The following is a 14743-nucleotide window of genomic DNA, read 5'->3' as shown; positions in this document are numbered from 1 at the left end:
TCGTGCGAACCTGCTGCTGTCGACTTACGCGCGGGCGGTTACCTGGCCTTGACGGCCAGCACCGCGCAGGTGGCATCGAGCAGGATGTTCTGCGCCGTGCTGCCCATCACGACCTTGCCCACCGGTGAGCGCCTGCGAATGCCGATGACGATCAGATCGGCCCCGACCTCGTCGGCCGCCAGCAGGATCGCCTCGGAGGCTGCATGGCCATCGGTGGGCTGACGCACCTCGTGGTCGAGCCCGGCCTTGGCCAGCTCGGCGTCGATGGCGTCCATGTCTTCGGCTGTGGCAAACAGCGCGTCCGCATAGTTGCCGGCACGACCGGTGTTGACCACGATGACCCGGGCGCGGTTCGTCGTGGCGAGCTGGATCGCCGCGGAGAGGGCCGCCGTGCCCTGTGGGGTGGGAATGTAGCCGACCACGATGTTCTGCACGGGGGCTCCTTAGTTGATGCGGCTGGTTGGGCGGAGTTCCATCCCGAGCCCCCTGTTGGACTCCTTGACCACGGGCGTCACCGGCTCGTCGAGCGGGCCAAGATTACCACCGAGTCCCGCTACCGAGCCGACCCTGAAGGCTGGGCACCGACCCAGCACGATGACCACCCAGGTGCAGGACCGGGCCCAGACTGCGAAGTCGGGCCGGTGCCGTATCCGCACGTCTAAAGCGGGTGCCGACAGGTCTGGCCCGATTCGCTCAACCAGGGCGCCATTCGGTCTGGTGCCCGGACTGTCCGATGACCCATGGTGGGGTGGTCGTTGGTGACCGGGCCACAGTGAGGCGGCAGATCGCATGACCGAGCAGATCGACGAGCACTTTCTGGTCGAGGTGCAGGGTTGGTCACGCCCGTTCACGACCGACCGCGAGGCGGGACGCGACGGCGACCAGCGCGCCGAGGCCGTGTCGCCCGAGCTGCTGTTCGACCTGTTCGAGGCGCAGCTGCTCTCGCGCCACCTCGACTTCGCCGCCCGTTCCCTGCAGGCGCTCGGCGAGGGCTTCTACACGATCGGGTCGAGCGGTCACGAGTCCAACGCAGCCGTCGCCCTCAGCTTGCATCCGAGCGACCCGGCGCTCTTGCACTATCGCTCCGGGGGGTTCTACTGCGCCCGGGCCGGGCAGGTGCCGGGTACCGACGCGGCGCTCGATGTGCTGCGCAGTCTGACCTGCTCGGTGGACGACCCGATCTCGGGCGGGCGGCACAAGGTCTTCGGCCACCCGGAGCTCGCGATCATTCCCCAGACATCGACGATCGCCTCACACCTGCCGCGTGCCCTCGGAATGGCGTTCGCCCTCGACCAGCGAGCGCCGCTAGGGGTGAGCACCCCCGTTCCGCCGGATGCCGTCGTCGTGGCGAGTCTCGGCGACGCGTCGGTCAACCACTCGACCGCGGTGGGCGCTCTCAATGCGGCCGGCCACATCGTGCACCGGGGCACTCCCCTCCCGCTACTGCTCATCTGCGAGGACAACGGCATCGGCATCAGCGTGCGCACCCCGCCCGGCTGGACCCGTCGGGCCCTGCAGTCACTGCCCGGCATCCGCTACCTCGCGGCGAACGGGACCGACCCCGAGCAGTGCCTGACCGTCGCTCGCGAGGCGGCCGAATACGTTCGCACCCACCGACAACCCGTGGTGCTGCACCTGAGCACGGTGCGGCTCATGGGCCACGCCGGGTCGGACGTCGAGCTGGCCTACCGCAGCCGTCGTCAGATCGACGACGACGTCGCGGCCGACCCCCTCGTGGCCACCGCCCGAGTCCTGCACGATCGCGGCCTGCTCTCCTCGGGCGGGCTCGTCGACCGGTACGAGCAGGTCCGGCGGCGCGTCGCTGACGTCGTCGAGCATCTGCTGCCGGCGGCTCGTCTCGACTCGGCGGAGGCCGTCATGCGGCCTCTCACCGAGCGCTCCCCCATACGGGTCCGGGCGGAGTCGGCCGTTTCCGCCGACGACCGGCCGGTGGCCTTCCGGGGGAAGCTGCCGGAGGATGCCGGCCCGCTCACCTTGGCCCAGTCGATCAACGCGGCGCTCACCGACCTCATGGCCACCCACCGAGACGTGCTGGTCTTCGGTGAGGACGTCGGCGCCAAGGGGGGTGTCTACGGCGTCACCAGGGGGCTGCGCACCCGGTTCGGGGCCCGGCGCGTCTTCGACACGTTGCTTGACGAGCAGACGATCCTCGGGACTGCCCTCGGTTCGGCCCTCGCGGGCTTTCTGCCCGTGCCCGAGATCCAGTACCTCGCCTACCTGCACAACGCCGAGGACCAGCTGCGTGGTGAGGCGGCCACGCTGCGGTTCTTCTCCAACGGGCAGTACGGCAACGGCATGCTCGTGCGGGTGCCGGGGCTGGCCTACCAGAAGGGGTTCGGGGGGCACTTCCACAACGACAATTCACTCACCGTACTGCGCGACATTCCCGGGATCGTCGTCGCGGTGCCCTCGAGCGCGGCTGAGGCCCCGCGGCTCGTGCGGGCCCTGGCCGCACTGGCCCGGTGCGAGAGCCGGGTCTGTGTGCTTGTCGAGCCCATCGCCCTCTACCACTCGCGCGATCTCCGGCCGGGCGACGGGGCATGGTCAGCGGCCTATCTCCCGCCGCACCACTGGGGCATCGACCTCGCCGAGGTGGGCCGTGGCAGTCTGCACGAAGGCTCGCACGAGAACCTGAACCGGGAGGGTACCGACGTGCTCATCGTGACCTTCGGCAACGGGGTGCCGATGAGCCTGCGCGCGGTGGCCGCCGCGCGGCAGCGAGCCACCTCGCAAGGGCGCTCAGCTCCTCGGGCCGTCGTGTACGACCTGCGCTGGCTGGCGCCGTTGCCGGCCCGCGACCTGCTCGAGAAGGCGTCTCGTGCTGATCGGGTGCTCGTCGTCGACGAGACGCGGCGCACCGGCGGCGTCTCAGAAGGCGTGGTGGCCACGCTCGTCGACGGTGGCTACGGTGGCCGGATCAGCCGGGTCACGAGCAAGGACAGCATCATCCCGCTCGGCCCGGCCGCGGCCACGGTGCTGCTGTCGGAGACCGAGATCGTCGATGCGCTACTGGGAGGAGCCTGATGAGTGCTACGGCCCCGACCCACGCCGACGTCGTCGTCATCGGCGGTGGAGTCATCGGACTCGCGACCGCCTACACGCTGGCCCGCAGCGGCGCCGGGCAGGTCGTTCTGCTCGACCAGGGCTCGTTCGGGTCGGGCTCGACCTGCAAGGCCGCGGGCGGCGTGCGCGCCCAGTTCAGTGACGAGACCAACATCATCATGGGCCACTACGGGCTGGAGGTGTTCGAGCGCTTCGGCCACTTGTTCGACCAGGAGATCGACCTGCGCCAGAACGGCTACCTCTTTCTGCTCGACGACCCGACCGACGTCGCCGACTTCGAGCGGAGCGTCGCGCTGCAGCAGTCGCTCGGCGTCGACACCCGCATGATCGCCGCTGCGGAAGCCCAGCGCCTGGCCCCGATCATCAGCACCGAGGGCGTGCTCGCTGCCGCCTACGGCCCGCGTGACGGGCACTGCACCCCGGAGTCGGTGGTGCTCGGTTACGCGCGGGCGGCCCGGCGCGCAGGTGCCACCCTCATCCCGAACTGCCGCGTCACCGGTGGTGAGGTCACCGACGGCACGATCCGGGCCGTTCACACCGACGCCGGCCGCATCCAGACCCAGACCGTGGTGTGCTGCGCCGGCGCCTGGTCCCGGACGGTCGGGGAATGGTTCGGCGTCGACCTTCCCGTCGACCCGGTGCGCCGGCAGATCATCGTGACCGAGCCGATCCCGGGCCTCGACCAGAGCATGCCGATGACGATCGACTTCTCCACGACCTTCTACTTCCACGAGGAGGGCCCCGGGCTGCTCATCGGCATGTCAGACCCCGACGAGACCGTCGGCTTCAAGCTGAACCGCGGAGACGAGTGGCTGCCGGGTCTGATCGGCGCCGCCGAGCACCGCGTCCCCTCTCTGGCCGACGTCGGCATCGCCAGCGGCTGGGCCGGCCTCTATGAGGTGACGCCCGACCACAACGGGCTGATCGGCGAGGCGCCCGGCGTCAGCCGGTTCCTCTACGCAACCGGGTTCTCCGGGCACGGCTTTCTGCTCGGCCCCGCCATGGGCGAGGTGATGTCGTCGCTGGTTCGTGGCGAGGCACCGTTCGTGGATGTCTCGGCGTTCGACGCCCGACGTTTCGAGCAGGCACAGCTGCACCGAGAGAAGCACATCGTCTAGGACCCCACTCCCCCACGACCGAGATCCCACGATCCTGCTCACCCACCGAGAAGGAGTACCAGCATGACCCCCACCCACGAGCCCGACCGCACCTACGCCCCGGGCCTGCCCACCGCTGAAGACCTGCGGCAGATCGCCCAGGATGCCGCTCGGCGATGCGGCGTCGACGCCGCGGCGCTGCAGGGCGACCACCACGGTCGCTCGCCCATCAACGGTGGCTCCGTCTCATCGGTGCGCTGGAGCTCCCCCGCGGATGTCGACGACGCCGTCGCCGGGGCGCACGCTGCCTTCCGCGAATGGCGTGTGGTGCCGGCGCCGGTGCGGGGCAGCGTGGTCAAGCGGCTCGGCGAGCTGTTGACCGAGCACAAGGACGACCTCGCGACCCTCGTCAGCGTCGAGGTCGGGAAGGTCACCTCCGAGGCCCGGGGTGAGGTGCAGGAGATGATTGACATCTGCGACTACGCGGTCGGCCTGTCCCGTCAGCTGTTCGGCAAGACGATGACCTCAGAGCGGCCCGGTCACCGGCTGATGGAGACGTGGCACCCACTGGGGGTGGTCGGGGTCATCTCCGCGTTCAACTTCCCCGTGGCGGTGTGGTCGTGGAACACGGCCTTGGCACTGGTCTGCGGGGACGCCGTGGTCTGGAAGCCCTCAGAGACCGCGCCGCTCTGCGCCCTCGCCTCGAACGCCCTGCTGCAGCGCGCCTTGACCGAGAGTGGTCACAGCACCGACCTGTCCCAGGTGGTCATCGGCGGGCCGGAGGTCGGTGAGGCACTCGTCGACAACCGCGCGGTGGCGCTCGTGAGCGCGACCGGCTCGACGAGAATGGGCCGGGCGGTCGGCCCCCGCCTGGCGGAACGGTTCGGGCGCAGCCTGCTCGAGCTGGGCGGTAACAACGCCGCCATCGTCGCCCCCAGCGCCGACCTCGACCTGACGGCCCGAGGCATCATCTTCTCGGCTGCCGGCACGGCCGGGCAGCGGTGCACCACGATGCGTCGGGTCATCGCACACGAGTCGGTCATCGACGAGATCACCGAGCGCGTCGCCACCGCGTACGAGAAGCTGCCGGTCGGCAACCCGATGGAGGCCGTCACCTTGGTCGGTCCACTCATCAACCAACAGGCGCATGACGCGTTCGTCGCCGCGATCGAGGCGGCGAAAGCGGCCGGCGGGCAGGTCATGGCCGGTGGTGAACGGGCCCTGGCCGACGCGAGCCCGGACGCCTACTACGTCACGCCGACGGTGATCCGAATGCCGGAGCAGAGCGAGGTCGTGCATCAAGAGACCTTCGCACCGATCCTCTACGTCATGCCGTACACCGATTTCGCCGACGCGGTCGAACTGAACAACGCCGTGCCGCAGGGTCTTTCGTCAAGCATCTTCACCTCCGACCAGGCAGAGGCCGAGCTGTTCATGTCGGCTGTCGGCTCGGACTGCGGCATCGTCAACGTCAACATCGGCACGTCCGGCGCAGAGATCGGCGGCGCCTTCGGCGGAGAGAAGGAGACCGGCGGGGGCCGAGAGTCCGGCTCCGACGCGTGGCGCGCCTACATGCGCCGGGCCACCAACACCATCAACTACTCAGGTGAGCTACCGCTCGCGCAGGGGGTGACCTTCGAGGTCTGACCCGCCTGACGACGACACCACCTGCGCGACGCGCCAAAAGTGTCGGATTTACGACACCACGTGCGCGACGCGCGGCGCGACGCGCCAAAAGTGTCGGATTTACGACACCACCTGCGCGACGCGCGGCGCGACGCGCCAAAAGTGTCGGATTGACGACACCACCTGCGCGACGCGCGGCGCGACGCGCAGCCGGGGTGGGTGGGCGTTCGAAGGCTCGGGATGCCGCTCCGCCGAGCGCGAGCGCTCACACGCCGTCCTCCAGCGAGACCGTGGCACGCCAGCCGACCTCCTCGGCGATGCGCTCACTCGAGGCGGTGACGTGCCGTACAGCAAAGGCGCTCGGCTCCCCTGCAGATCTTCGAGCCGCGCTACGTCTCGATGCTGCGCGACATCGTGCACGGGCAGGTCGAGCGGCTTGCCTGCGCGAGCAGGCCATCACAGTGGTGCCTGCCGCTGAGCTACGGGGTCACGGCATCGCGCCCAGCGCGTCCTCCTCGATCGCGGCCTCACGGCGCGTGTCGTCGATGTAACGCTCGACCTGCTCGGGCACCAGGCGAACCCGCAGCGCGATGACGTAGATGATCGCCGAGAAGACGACGAACACGGGGATCGCGGTGTCAAAGTGCAACCAGCCAAGGCCGCCGTAGTCGCTCATCCACGACAGGATCGCCAAGCCACCGAGCCACGGGACGTACCAGGCCGCGCCGGCGACCCAGTTCCACTCCGGCTCCTCCTGGCCCCGGGCCCGGTTCACGATCATCATGACGCCGAGCAGCACGAAGCCGAGCAGCACGGCGATGAACAGCTTGAGGTCGGTCCCCCAGCCGGTCCAGTAGACGATGAGGTTCGAGGACAGGAAGCCGAGGAACGGGATCGTGTGACCGCCCGGAAGGCGGAACGGCCTCTCCTGGTTGGGGATCTGCCGGCGCATCGCGGCCAGCACCAGCGGACCGGACCCGAACGAGAGCACCGTGGCCGAGGTGATGAAGCCGACGAGCTGCTGCCAGCTCGGGAACGGCAGGAAGAGCACCAGACCGACCACGAAGCTGACCACCAGGCTGACGAACGGCACACCGCGGTCGGTCGTCTTGGCCAGCGACTGGGGGGCGTTGCCGTTTCGGCCCATGGCGTAGGCGATGCGCGAGGTGACCGTGATGTAGATCAGACCCGTGTCGGCCGGTGAGATGATCGCGTCGATGTAGAGCAGCACCGCAAGCCAGCTGAGCCCGAGCAGGCTGGCCACCGCCGCCAGCGGTCCGAAGTCGTTGGCAAAGGTGAGCTTTGACCAGCCCTGTGCGATGTCACCCGGGCTGAGGCTGCCGATGAAGGCGACCTGCAGCGCGATGTAGATGACGGCGGTGAGAAGCACCGAGCCGATGACCGCCAGTGGCACGTTCTTGCTCGGGTTGCTGGTCTCACCGGCGAGCTCGATGCCTTGGCGGAACCCGAGGTAGGAGAACACCACCCCCGACGTCGCGATGGCGGTGAAGACCCCGTGCCACCCCTGCGGCAGGAAGCCCTGGGAGGTGAAGTTGTTGGAGTTGAACTGGGTGAACAGGAACGCGAGGATCACCAGGATGATGATGAAGAGCTTCCACCACACCAGCGCGGTGTTGACGCGCGCGAACCACTGGATGCCGATGTAGTTGATGACCACGAAGACGGCCATGGCGATGACGGCCACGGCCAGGCCCAGGCCGGTCAACGTGTGCACGGTGCTGCCGTCCACCTGGTGCGCCACCGTGAACGGCGCGTACTTGGTGGCGTACTGCAGTGCGCCCTCGACCTCGATCGGGGCCACGCTCATGCACGCGATCCACGTGATCCAGCCGGTCGTATAGCTCGCGAAGGAGCCGAACGACATGTGCGGAAAGCGGACGACGCCGCCAGAGAGCGGGAACATGGTGCCGAGCTCGGCGTAGCACAGCCCGATGAACATGATCATGACCGCGCCGATGGCCCACGAGAAGATGGCCCCCGGTCCAGCGGTCTGGGAGGCGTTCAGCGCGCCGAACAACCAGCCCGAACCGATGATGGACCCGACGCTGGCAAAGAGCAGGCCCACCCTGCCGATGTGTCTTCGCAGCTCATGACCCTCCTGGATGTCCGAGGGTCCTTCCTTTAACGCCGTCATGACATCTCCTCACTCTCGGTGAAGCTCAGCCCCTGCCTTCTCCGAAATTACGCCGCGAACGACCACCGCGCATTCAGGTATCTCTCATATTCGACAGTGATGCTCGTACTCGGCGCAGCGCCCAGCTCGGGTCCAGCACGTTCGGTTCCGGGTGCCCACGTGCGCACCCACCGGGCGCTACCGGCGGCGCAGACCTGTCATTGATGAGCGGCATCCCTCTCTTTGCGGCGGTGAGAACCACCCCGAAGGATGGGCACAGCGGGGTGCCACGGCGTGTTCCATGGAGTCGTCTGTCTAGTTCACGACCCCGAGGAGACAGCATGGTCGAGCTCGCCCCCGACGTCGGTGACCCCCGAACGGCCGAGACCAACGCCCTGCATGCGTCGTTGGCCACGATGGTGAACCGCGACGACTTCCCCTGCCTGGGCGCCCGCTCGGTGTTCCGGCGAGACAACGCCGTGGTGCAGGTCTACGACGAGCTGGGCACCGATGAGGCGACCTCAGCTCTACTGACCGACCTCGCCGCCTTCGCCGACGAGGTGGACGTCGAGGCGGGGTTCGCCTCGTTCGTGGCGATCTTCAGGCGGCCTCGGCTGCACAACGAGCAACACTTCGAAGACCTGCTCTGGGCCCAGCTGCGGATGCTGCACGGCGCCGACGAGCAGGCGTGGAACCCTGACGTGTCAGCTGATCCGACCGACGACCACTTCGCGTTCTCGGTGGGTGGCACCGCCTACTTCGTCGTCGGGCTGCACCCGGTCGCGTCTCGCGATGCCAGGCGTACGGTCTCGCCCACCCTGGTGTTCAACCTGCACGCCCAGTTCGAGGCGCTGCGAGCGTCGGGCCGGTTCGAGCGGATGCGCGATTTGATCCGGCAACGCGACGAGCAGCTGCAGGGCAGCGTCAACCCGATGGTCTCTGACCACGGCATCTACTCGGAGGCCAGGCAGTACTCCGGTCGCGCGGTCGGCGACGACTGGGTGGCCCCGTTCGAGGAGGAATCATGAACAGGCTTGAACCACAGACCGGCACGGGTTTCGCGCTCTCTGCAGGCCAGACGCTGACCGTGGTCGACCCGACGGGCGGCCAGGTCAGTGACCTGTTCGCGTTCGCGGCCGACGACCACGGTGAATGGCTCTCGAGCGGGCGGACCATCGACTACCGCAACGGGATCTACGTCGGGGCCGGTGACACGCTCTACAGCAACCGCAGCCGGCCGATGCTCACCATCACCGAGGACACCTGCGGGCGGCACGACTTTCTGTTGACGCCGTGCAGCCAGCAGACCTTCGACCTGCTCTACCCCGACCTGTTCGGGGCGCCGCATCCGAGCTGCTTCGACAACCTGTGCGGCGGCCTCGCTCAGTACGGCGTCGAGCCCGACCAGATCTCGACCACCCTCAACATCTTCATGAACGTCTGGACCGACCGGACGGGCGAGCTGCACATCGACCCACCGACGTCGGTGGCCGGTGACCGCATCACCTTCCGGGCCGAGATCGACCTGCACGTCGGGCTGACCGCCTGCTCCGCCGAGAAGTCGAACGGCGGAGTGTGCAAGCCGATCGACTACGCGGTCGGGTAGGAAGGCGAGAGTCGCCCCGGCAGCCCAGTTCACCTCACCTCACCTCACCTCACGAGAGCACAATGCCGCTCACGGCCGCTCACGGCATCCTGAGCAACCGGGACCACACCGTCTTGTTCAGCACCCGCTTGACGGTGCATCCTCGGCCGTGGCCCCAGAGCGCGGCCCGGGCGGCGTTCCAGCCACAGGCACCGTGCACTCCACCGCCGGGGTGGGCCGACGCGCCTGCGAGGTAGAGACCCGACACGAAGGTCTCGGGCCGGCCGAGGCCCGGTGTCGGCCGGAACACCAGCTGCTGGTGCAGACCCGACGTGCCCGCGTTGATCGCGCCGCCCACGAGGCTGCGGTCAACGCGCTCGAGATCGCTGGGCGACTGCACGTAGCGCGCCGACACGAGGTCGCGAAACCCGGGCGCAACCCGCTCGACGGAAGACTCCATGCGTTCCACCTGTTGCTCGAGCGTCGCGCCGCTCCAGTCGATCTCGCGTGGCACATGGCTGTAGGCCCACGCCGACTCCGTTCCCGCCGGCGACCGACTGGGGTCTGAGACGGTCATCTGGCCGAAGAGCAGAAACGGTCGTGCGGGCGCTCTGCCGACAGCGAGGTCAGCCGCGAAGTCGACGAATCCGTCGACGTCGACGCCGAGGTGCACGGTGCCCGCCCCACGCACGCCCTCGTTCGCCCACGGCACCGGCCGGTCGAGGGCCCAGTTGAGCTTGATCGTGGCACTGTCCCACTGGAAACGGTCGAGGTCGGCCCGCAGCCGCGCCGGCAGCAGCGCCTCGCCCACGAGATCGCGGTAGAGCGACGGCGCCGGCACGTCGGCCAGCACGGCCCTCCTGACCCCCACCCGGCTGCCGTCGCCGAGCCGTACCCCGACGGCCCGTCCTCGGGACACGTCGATGCCGACCACAGGTGAACCGGTGCGAAACTGCACTCCCACGTGTTCGGCTCGCTCCCGCATTGCCGCCGCGAGCTCACCGGCCCCCCCGGCCGGCACGGGGAAGCCGACGTCCTGGGCGAGCATGGCGAGCAGCCAGCCGAACAGGGCGCTCCCGGCTCCGTCGGGGGAGATGTCACTGTGCATCGCGTTGCCCGTGAGCAGCAGCGCCGGGAGGTCGCCGGAGAAGCGCTCCCGCGCCATTCGACGCACGGGCGAGACCGCGAGACGGGCGAGGTCGAGCGTGCCCGCCGCCCCGAGCCGCGAGAGCAGCCGGGCGGTCGAGGTGACCGGTGGCAGAGGGGTGAAGAGGGCATCGAGAAGTGGGTCACGCACGCGCTGCCAGTGCTCGAACATCTCGATCCAGGCCTGCCCGTCGCCGGGGGCCGACGCCTCGAGACCGGCCGCGGTGTCGTCGACGCGTGACCGCAGCACCGCTGCCCGGCCGTCGTCGAGGGCGTGAGCGAGCGGGTGGGGCGCCGAACGCCAGCGCAGCCCGTGCTCCTCCAGGTGGAGGCCCCGGATGACCGGGCTGGCGGCCGCCAGCGGGTAGAAGGCGCTGAAGAGGTCGGTGACGAAACCGGGGCGGGTGACCTCGGCGCTGCGAACGGCACCGCCGACCTCGTCGTTGGCCTCGACCACCACGACGTCCCAACCGGCATCGCCCAACGCGATCGCGGCCACGAGCCCGTTGGGCCCGGCGCCGACGACAACGGCATCCGCCTGTGCACTCATGTTGCTCTCCTTTGACCTCAGCCGGACTCATCCTCTCCCACGGCTCACCCGTGCGACACCTCCTCACGGGCGGGAGGACTCATGTGGGCACACCGGTAGCCCGGGTCACCGATGTGGGTAAGGGCAGGAGGCATAGCGCACGGAGCACGACGACGAAACGGACGGCAGCAGTGACGAGCTTCGGCTACACCCTCATGACCGAGCAGAGCGGCCCCAAAGACCTGGTGACGTCGGCGGTCGAGGCCGAACGCGCCGGGTTCGACTTCGAGGTGAGCAGCGACCACTACTCACCGTGGCTGACAGAGCAGGGGCATGCGCCCTACGCCTGGGCGGTGCTGGGCGCAGTCGCCCAGGCGACCGAACGGGTCGGCCTGATGACCTACGTGACCTGCCCGACGGTCCGCTACCACCCGGCCGTCGTCGCCCAGAAGGCCGCCACCCTGCAGCTGCTCGCCGACGGGCGCTTCACCCTCGGGCTCGACAGCGGTGAGAACCTCAACGAGCACGTCATCGGTCAGGGCTGGCCCGGCGTCGACACCCGGCAGGCGATGCTGGTCGAGGCGATCGAGATCATCCGCGAGCCGCACGCCGGGGGCTCGTCACCTACCGCGGTGAGCACTTCGACGTCGACTCCGCCCGCGTCTGGGACCTGCCCGACACCCCGGTCGAGATCGGGGTGTCCGTCGGGGGCGACACGGCGATCGCGCGCGCCCACGAGCAGTTCCGCTGGTTCGCCGGCGGGTGGGCCGTCAACGCCGACCTGCCCACCCCTCACGGCTTCGCGGGCGCGAGCCGGTTCGTGCGAGCCGACGACGTGGCGCAGACCATCCCCTGCGGCCCCGACCTCGACGCGGTCGTCGAGGCCGTCCGGCCCTACTGGGAGGCCGGCTTCACCGACATCGCCCTCGTTCAGGTCGGCGGTGCGCCCAGCAGCGCTTTCTCGCCGAAGCCAGGCAACCCTTGCTCGAGCGCCTGCGGGCAGCCGCGCCCTGACACCGCGGAAACTTCCGCCCGGGCCGTGACGGTCGGGCCCAGAGCGGTGTCCTGACTACTGACGGCCCACATCGGCCGACCCGAATCGTCGCCATCCGAGCACGACCCACGCGAACAACCAAGGAGCGAACATGACCGAGAACACGACCGAGGCCAAGCCCACCATCCCGAGCACCACGCAGGAGCAGAACGCTCGCGAGAAGCAGGAGCAGGAGCGTGCCCGCGAGCAGGAGGCGCAGGAGCAGCAGCCCGAGCCCAAGCAGCTCGACGACCTGCACACCGAGCACGGCGACACCACGATCGCCGACCAGGTGGTCGAGAAGATCGCCGGCATCGCCACCCGTGAGGTCAGCGGCGTCTACGCGATGGGCTCGGCCGCGGGCCGCGTCATCAGCAACCTCACCTCGAAGATCTCCTCGTCGAACCGGGCCAACGTCTCGAGCGGGGTGACCATCGAGAAGGGTGAGCGCCAGACCGCGATCGACGTCACCGTCGTCGTCGACTACGGCGTGTCGATCGTCGAGGTCAGTGACAACATCCGCCAGAGCGTCATCGACGGCGTCGAGCACGCCACGGGTCTTGAGGTCGTCGAGGTCAACATCAACGTCACCGACGTGCACCTGCCGGAGGAAGACTCCGACGACGACCAGGGCAGTGCCAACGGGGCCAGCCACCGGCCCTCCGAGCGCCTCGCGTGAGCACGAGCCGCTACGCCGTCATCGTCGGCCTCGTGCTGGGCTACGTGGCCGCCTTCGGGGGCTTCGGCCGCTTCGTGCTCGTCGGCGTCTTCGCTGCCGTCGCCTGGGGCATCGGGCTCGTTCTCGAGGGCAAGCTCGATGTCGGCTCCCTCCTGGGCCGGTCCTCGGATCGTCGCTGATGGCCACCGCTGCGACGACCCGCCCGGCGCCCACCTCCGACAACGGGGCGGCCCTCCCCCGCCCGGCTCTGACCGGTCGAGGCAGGTTGGTGATCTCCCAACACGTGATGGAGCAGATGGCCAGCCAGGTCGCCAGTGAGATCACCCAGGCCGGAGGCACGTCCGGCGGCCTCCTCGGCATCGGCGCCCACCCTGACCTCGCGGCGCGACCCGCCGCGAAGGTCGAGCTGTCGGGCCAGCAGGCGTCGGTCTCGCTCGACATCGTGCTCGGCTACCCCACCCCGCTGGCGGCCACGACCGACCGCGTTCGCCACCACGTGATGACCAAGGTGTCCGCTCTGACCGGCGTCGAGGTGACCCGGGTCGACATCGACGTCACCGGCCTGCACCTGACCACCGGGCAACGAGAGGCCGTCAGATGAGCCGCGGAGCCAACCCCGTCTCGTTGCGGAGGCGGCCGTCGCGAACGGTACCGGCCACCATCGCGGCCGTCTGTGTGACCGCAGTCGGGGTGTCGCTGGCGTGGGCGGGTATCGCCCGCCTCGTCGACGGCGCATGGCCGTCGTTCGTCGGTTGGACCCACCGCCACGTGGGGGACCTGACGTGGGGCTCGACAGCCGCGATCGCCCTCGCGATCGTGCTCGCCCTCGTGGGTCTCGTGCTGCTCGTCAGTGCACTGGCCCCGGGCCGACCCAACGCCTACGTCATCGACGACAGCGACCTCAGCTCCGACAAGGTCGGGTCGACCGAGTTCGTCATGACCCGCAAGGCCGTGGCCAAGCTGGCGACAGCCCACGCCCATCAGGTGTCGGGAGTCGACTCCGTGTCGGCCACGGTGACCGGCCGCGCCGTGCGCCTCACCGTCAGCTCACCCTCCGCCCAGCGCGACGAGCTGGCTCAGAGCGTCACGACCGCGGTGCGTGAGGCGCTGGATGCCGTACGCCTGACGCCCACCCCCACAGTCACAGCGACCGTAAGGACGACCCAGCCATGATCATCTCCAAGAAGGCACCCGACGCCGCGGCGGGCGCGGTATGAGGGTCTTCTCCAGCGGGCTCAACCGCACCTGGCTGGCCATCATCGGGCTGGTGGTGCTGCTCACCGGCGCCGTGGCGACCATGGTCGCCACAGGACTGTTCGCCACGGTGCTGAGCGGCAGCGCCCGCACCTCGGTGCCGGCGTCGGGCGACCACCTCCTCGAACCCGGGGCCACCGACTTCTTCGCCAACCAGGGCGTCATCATCGGCACGGCAGTGCTCGGCATCGTGCTGGCCCTGCTGGGGCTGGCCTGGCTGGTGGCGCAGGTGCCACACACCCGCTCGGCCGCGCCGCTGCGCCTTCGCGACGACGCCGCCACGGGCCTGACCAGCGCCACGTCGGCCGTGCTCGCCGACGTCGTCGTCGCCGACCTCGAGACGCTCCCGGATGTCACCAGTGCCTCCGCGGTGTTACGCGGGAGCGCGAGCCGCCCGCAGCTCACCCTCAAGCTCACGGCATCCGACCGCTCCGACGTGCGAGCGCTGCTCAGCTCGGTGCAGACGGGGCCGGTCTCGCGTCTGGCCGGCGCACTCGACACCACGCTCGAGCACCTCGGTGTGCAGGTCGACGTAAGCCCCGAGCGCCGCACATCCGACAGTGTGACCCTCTGAGT

At 69.3% G+C, this 14743-nt stretch carries 13 protein-coding genes and 1 pseudogene; 11 read left to right on the top strand and 3 right to left on the bottom strand.

Annotation, left to right across the window (positions count from 1 at the left end; translation table 11 throughout):
• Positions 1-38: 38 nt before the first annotated feature.
• A complete protein-coding gene (locus BA895_RS18665; protein ID WP_254666553.1) occupies positions 39-434 on the bottom strand; it encodes a universal stress protein in 396 nt (131 codons plus the stop codon).
• Between the two features lie 355 nt (positions 435-789).
• Between BA895_RS18665 and BA895_RS18660 the strand changes: the two genes are divergently transcribed.
• The 3 genes from BA895_RS18660 (at position 790) to BA895_RS18650 (ending at position 5828) form a co-directional block, all read left to right on the top strand.
• On the top strand, positions 790-3045 hold the full coding sequence (locus BA895_RS18660) for a thiamine pyrophosphate-dependent enzyme (protein WP_070193383.1): 2256 nt from the start codon (positions 790-792) through the stop codon (positions 3043-3045).
• The gene (locus BA895_RS18655) at positions 3045-4202 is read left to right on the top strand and encodes an FAD-binding oxidoreductase (protein WP_070193382.1); all 1158 of its coding nucleotides are present in this window, start codon (positions 3045-3047) and stop codon (positions 4200-4202) included. Before BA895_RS18660 ends, BA895_RS18655 begins: the two co-directional genes overlap by 1 nt.
• Positions 4203-4265: 63 nt before the next feature.
• Positions 4266-5828 carry an aldehyde dehydrogenase family protein gene (locus tag BA895_RS18650; protein WP_070193381.1) on the top strand — a complete coding sequence of 521 codons (1563 nt, stop codon included), beginning with the start codon at positions 4266-4268 and terminating at the stop codon, positions 5826-5828.
• Between the two features lie 466 nt (positions 5829-6294).
• On the opposite strand, the gene BA895_RS18645 is transcribed toward BA895_RS18650, so the two are convergent.
• The gene (locus BA895_RS18645) at positions 6295-7962 is read right to left on the bottom strand and encodes an APC family permease (RefSeq protein WP_070193380.1); all 1668 of its coding nucleotides are present in this window, start codon (positions 7960-7962) and stop codon (positions 6295-6297) included.
• 320 nt (positions 7963-8282) lie between these two features.
• Here BA895_RS18645 and gntA point away from each other — a divergent pair, with 320 nt between their 5' ends.
• Positions 8283-8969, top strand: coding sequence for a guanitoxin biosynthesis heme-dependent pre-guanitoxin N-hydroxylase GntA (gene gntA, locus BA895_RS18640; RefSeq protein WP_139142769.1), 687 nt, complete (start codon positions 8283-8285; stop codon positions 8967-8969).
• Positions 8966-9547, top strand: a complete 582-nt coding sequence (locus BA895_RS18635) for a DUF1989 domain-containing protein (protein ID WP_070193379.1) — start codon at positions 8966-8968, stop codon at positions 9545-9547. Before gntA ends, BA895_RS18635 begins: the two co-directional genes overlap by 4 nt.
• Positions 9548-9626: 79 nt before the next feature.
• On the opposite strand, the gene BA895_RS18630 is transcribed toward BA895_RS18635, so the two are convergent.
• Positions 9627-11222 (bottom strand): NAD(P)/FAD-dependent oxidoreductase, encoded by a 1596-nt coding sequence (locus BA895_RS18630; RefSeq protein WP_070193378.1) that lies wholly within the window; start codon positions 11220-11222, stop codon positions 9627-9629.
• Between the two features lie 170 nt (positions 11223-11392).
• Between BA895_RS18630 and BA895_RS18625 the strand changes: the two are divergent.
• The 6 genes and pseudogenes from BA895_RS18625 to BA895_RS18600 all read left to right on the top strand — a co-directional run bounded on the left by BA895_RS18625 (position 11393) and on the right by BA895_RS18600 (position 14741).
• Positions 11393-12215 (top strand): annotated as a pseudogene (locus tag BA895_RS18625) (TIGR03557 family F420-dependent LLM class oxidoreductase).
• A 131-nt stretch (positions 12216-12346) separates the two neighbouring features.
• Positions 12347-12913 carry an Asp23/Gls24 family envelope stress response protein gene (locus BA895_RS18620; protein WP_070193377.1) on the top strand — a complete coding sequence of 189 codons (567 nt, stop codon included), beginning with the start codon at positions 12347-12349 and terminating at the stop codon, positions 12911-12913.
• Positions 12910-13092, top strand: a complete 183-nt coding sequence (locus BA895_RS18615; RefSeq protein WP_070193376.1) for a hypothetical protein — start codon at positions 12910-12912, stop codon at positions 13090-13092. The genes BA895_RS18620 and BA895_RS18615 overlap by 4 nt, the downstream gene beginning before the upstream one ends.
• Positions 13092-13514 carry an Asp23/Gls24 family envelope stress response protein gene (locus BA895_RS18610; RefSeq protein ID WP_083283536.1) on the top strand — a complete coding sequence of 141 codons (423 nt, stop codon included), beginning with the start codon at positions 13092-13094 and terminating at the stop codon, positions 13512-13514. The genes BA895_RS18615 and BA895_RS18610 overlap by 1 nt, the downstream gene beginning before the upstream one ends.
• Positions 13511-14086, top strand: a complete 576-nt coding sequence (locus BA895_RS18605; RefSeq protein ID WP_070193375.1) for a DUF6286 domain-containing protein — start codon at positions 13511-13513, stop codon at positions 14084-14086. Before BA895_RS18610 ends, BA895_RS18605 begins: the two co-directional genes overlap by 4 nt.
• 40 nt (positions 14087-14126) lie before the next feature.
• Entirely contained in the window at positions 14127-14741 is a 615-nt protein-coding gene (locus BA895_RS18600; protein ID WP_070193374.1) for a hypothetical protein, read from the top strand.
• The last annotated feature ends 2 nt before the right edge of the window (positions 14742-14743 follow it).

This window comes from Humibacillus sp. DSM 29435 (assembly GCF_001758225.1).
GTDB lineage: Bacteria > Actinomycetota > Actinomycetes > Actinomycetales > Dermatophilaceae > DSM-29435.
Note: the sequence above shows the minus strand (reverse complement) of the source record. Positions and strands in the feature narration are given on the sequence as shown.

Excerpts from the sequence above, each read along its gene's own strand:
- BA895_RS18660 (WP_070193383.1), top strand. The coding sequence starts at position 790 with ATGACCGAGCAGATCGACGAGCACTTTCTGGTCGAGGTGCAGGGTTGG.
- BA895_RS18655 (WP_070193382.1), top strand. The coding sequence starts at position 3,045 with ATGAGTGCTACGGCCCCGACCCACGCCGACGTCGTCGTCATCGGCGGT.
- BA895_RS18650 (WP_070193381.1), top strand. The coding sequence starts at position 4,266 with ATGACCCCCACCCACGAGCCCGACCGCACCTACGCCCCGGGCCTGCCC.
- BA895_RS18645 (WP_070193380.1), bottom strand. The coding sequence starts at position 7,962 with ATGACGGCGTTAAAGGAAGGACCCTCGGACATCCAGGAGGGTCATGAG.
- gntA (WP_139142769.1), top strand. The coding sequence starts at position 8,283 with ATGGTCGAGCTCGCCCCCGACGTCGGTGACCCCCGAACGGCCGAGACC.
- BA895_RS18635 (WP_070193379.1), top strand. The coding sequence starts at position 8,966 with ATGAACAGGCTTGAACCACAGACCGGCACGGGTTTCGCGCTCTCTGCA.
- BA895_RS18630 (WP_070193378.1), bottom strand. The coding sequence starts at position 11,222 with ATGAGTGCACAGGCGGATGCCGTTGTCGTCGGCGCCGGGCCCAACGGG.
- BA895_RS18620 (WP_070193377.1), top strand. The coding sequence starts at position 12,347 with ATGACCGAGAACACGACCGAGGCCAAGCCCACCATCCCGAGCACCACG.
- BA895_RS18610 (WP_083283536.1), top strand. The coding sequence starts at position 13,092 with ATGGCCACCGCTGCGACGACCCGCCCGGCGCCCACCTCCGACAACGGG.
- BA895_RS18605 (WP_070193375.1), top strand. The coding sequence starts at position 13,511 with ATGAGCCGCGGAGCCAACCCCGTCTCGTTGCGGAGGCGGCCGTCGCGA.
- BA895_RS18600 (WP_070193374.1), top strand. The coding sequence starts at position 14,127 with ATGAGGGTCTTCTCCAGCGGGCTCAACCGCACCTGGCTGGCCATCATC.